The organism is Eggerthella sp. (assembly GCF_048329335.1).
Classification (GTDB): Bacteria; Actinomycetota; Coriobacteriia; order Coriobacteriales; family Eggerthellaceae; genus Eggerthella; species Eggerthella lenta.
Map to the genome: position 1 here is coordinate 1 of NZ_DBFEGU010000470.1, position 2,704 is coordinate 2,704.

Genomic DNA, 2,704 nt, shown 5'->3' on the forward strand with positions numbered 1-2,704 from the left:
CTCCAGGACCGCTTGTCCGGGCCGCGTGCGAGCAAGGCGAGCCGCCCGTGATGGCGAAAAGGCATCGAATTCGGAAGAGGGCGCGCGCCTTCGCCGCCCGCGGCGCGCGGTCGCGGAAGCTCGCCTCCCTTCGACCAGGCGCTATGCGGAAGAAGGGTTTCCGGCGCGTCCGGAGCCCGGCGCAAAACTTCCGAATTCGATGGTTTCTTGCCATGGGGAGCCGCTTCCGCCGTCAAGCCGACCTCGGCGAGGCCTGGGCGGGCGGCATCCCGCAGAGAAATCGTCGGGGGAAGGGGCGACCTCGGGGCCAGTTGCTGTTGGCTTGACAGCGGGGTTGCGAAAAGAGCGTACGACATGGCCTTTTCCGCCCGTCAAGACTCAAAAGGCCAGGAGACGAGGTTATGCTACACGATTTCGCGGCTAAAAGGGCGTATCGGCCGGTCGGCCTAGAGGTTCTCGTGTCCGGCTCGGATCCGTCTGCAGGTTCAAGCGCAGCTTTGAAGGCGAAGCCTGCGATAGAAAATTCAAGTTCCGGTATTCGTGGTCTGTGCGCGAATTTTCGTTACTGTTTCTCACTTCGCGCATCTTGCGCTATAATCCTCAATCATGCGGGTGTCGCCAAGTGGTAAGGCCCAAGCTTCCCAATCAATTTCACGCCCGATTTTTCAGGAAACTCACAAAACAGACAATCACAAAAAACCAGTTCAAAGGCGTACTTTTCGACACGCCTTTGTTTTTCCATCCGTTCGGGAAACAGGAGAAACGCGCGTTTTTGACGAACTTTTGACGAACGTGCGCATTCTCGACCCCGCCGGACCATGCAACAGGGGCTTCGTTTGTGTTCGTTTCGTGGCCGCATCGTCGCTACCTGCCCTGCGAACCATTGGAGACCGCCTATGAGCAGGTGCAAAGTCGTAGCGATAGCAAATCAGAAAGGCGGCACGGGCAAGACGACCACCGCCGCAAGCCTCGGCGTGGCGCTCGCCATGAGCGGGAAGCGCGTTCTGCTAATAGATGCCGACCCGCAGGGCGACCTCACCGCATCGCTCGGCTGGCGCAATCCCGACGCGCTGGAAACCACGTTGGCGACCCATTTGGAGGCGGTCGCCCGCGACGAGCCGCTGGAACCCGATGCCGGGATATTGAAGCACCCCGAGGGCGTTGACCTGATGCCCGCGAACATCGAGCTGTCGGGCACAGAGGTGGCGCTCGTCACCGCCATGAACCGCGAGCGAACGCTCAAAGCATGGCTCGACGAGGCCAAGCACGGCTACGACTACGCCCTCATAGACTGCATGCCGTCCCTCGGCATGCTCGCCGTCAACGCGTTGGCCGCCGCCGATTCCGTCATCGTGCCCGTGCAGGCGCAGTATCTTCCCGCGAAGGGCATGACCCAGCTCGTCAAGACGATAGGGCGCGTGAAGCGGCAGATCAACCCACACTTGGAAATCGAGGGCGTGCTGCTGACGCTCGTTGACGGCAGGACGAACCTCGCCAAGCAGATCGAGGCCTCGCTGCGCGAAGGCTACGGGAAGACGCTGCGCGTGTTCGGCGCCACCGTGCCCTTGGCGGTGAGGGCTGCGGAGACGAGCGCCTACGGAAAGAGCATCTTCCAACACGACGCGAAAAGCCCCGTCGCGGCGGCCTACGCGAAGCTGGCGGAGGAGGTGCTCGAAGATGCCCAGAGAAAGCGCGATACCCATCGACCTGCCGTCGCTCGATGACCTGTTCACCACGCAGGCCGAGCGCGACGAGGTGGGCTGCGAGAAAGTGGGGGTCATCCCCCTCTACATGATAGATCCCTTCCCGGACCATCCCTTCCGCGTCGATGACGACGCCTTGCGCGACATGGCCGAGAGCGTTTCCAGATTCGGCGTGCTCGTGCCCGCGCTCGTGAGGCCGAAGGAGAACGGGCGCTACGAGATGGTGAGCGGCCACAGACGCAAGCGCGCCGCCGAGATGGCGGGGCTGGAGGCCCTTCCCGCCGTGGTTCGGGAGATGACCTACGACGAGGCGGTCATCGCGATGGTGGACGCGAACATCCAGCGCGAGAACGTGTTGCCGAGCGAGAAAGCGTTCGCCTACAAGATGAAAATCGACGCTCTGAGCCGGCAGGGGTACCGCTCCGACTTGACTTGTGCCCCAGTGGGGCACAAGTTGGCCAACGTACGCTCGCGCGACATTGTGGCGGAACAATCGGGGGAGAGCAAAAGCCAAGTACAGCGCTACGTCCGCCTCACGCACCTCAACCCCGATCTGCTCGACATGGTGGACGGCGGGTCGATGGCCATGCGCCCCGCCGTGGAGATCAGCTATCTGTCCGAAAGGGAGCAGGACGACCTGCTCGACGCCATGGGGATGGAGGCGTGCACGCCGTCCCACGCCCAGGCGATCAGGATGCGCAGGCTCTCGGAGCAGGGCGCGCTGTCGCGAGAAGCCATGGCGTCCATCATGGGCGAGCGCAAACCCAACCAGGTGGAACAGTTCCGCATCCCCCGCGAGAAGATAGAGCGTTTCTTCAAGCCCGGCACGAGCAGGGAGACCGTGGAGGCCCGCATAGTCAAGGCGCTCGAGCTCTTAGAGCGCCACGAGAGGAAGCGCGCCCGCGAGCGCTGAGGCCCACCGACAGGCCAAGGGGGACGTGCGCCCTGATCCAGCATATGTTGCAACCAGGGCGTTTTCCGGGTTTCCCCCTCCCCACACC

Annotated in this window: 2 protein-coding genes; both read left to right on the top strand. The window is 63.0% G+C overall.

Annotated elements, in window-relative coordinates; translation table 11 throughout:
* Positions 1–896: 896 nt before the first annotated feature.
* Positions 897–1,724, top strand: coding sequence for a ParA family protein (locus ACMO6A_RS14545; RefSeq protein WP_114557600.1), 828 nt, complete (start codon positions 897–899; stop codon positions 1,722–1,724).
* Entirely contained in the window at positions 1,678–2,616 is a 939-nt protein-coding gene (locus tag ACMO6A_RS14550) for a ParB/RepB/Spo0J family partition protein (protein ID WP_114518382.1), read from the top strand. Before ACMO6A_RS14545 ends, ACMO6A_RS14550 begins: the two co-directional genes overlap by 47 nt.
* Positions 2,617–2,704 lie beyond the last annotated feature (88 nt).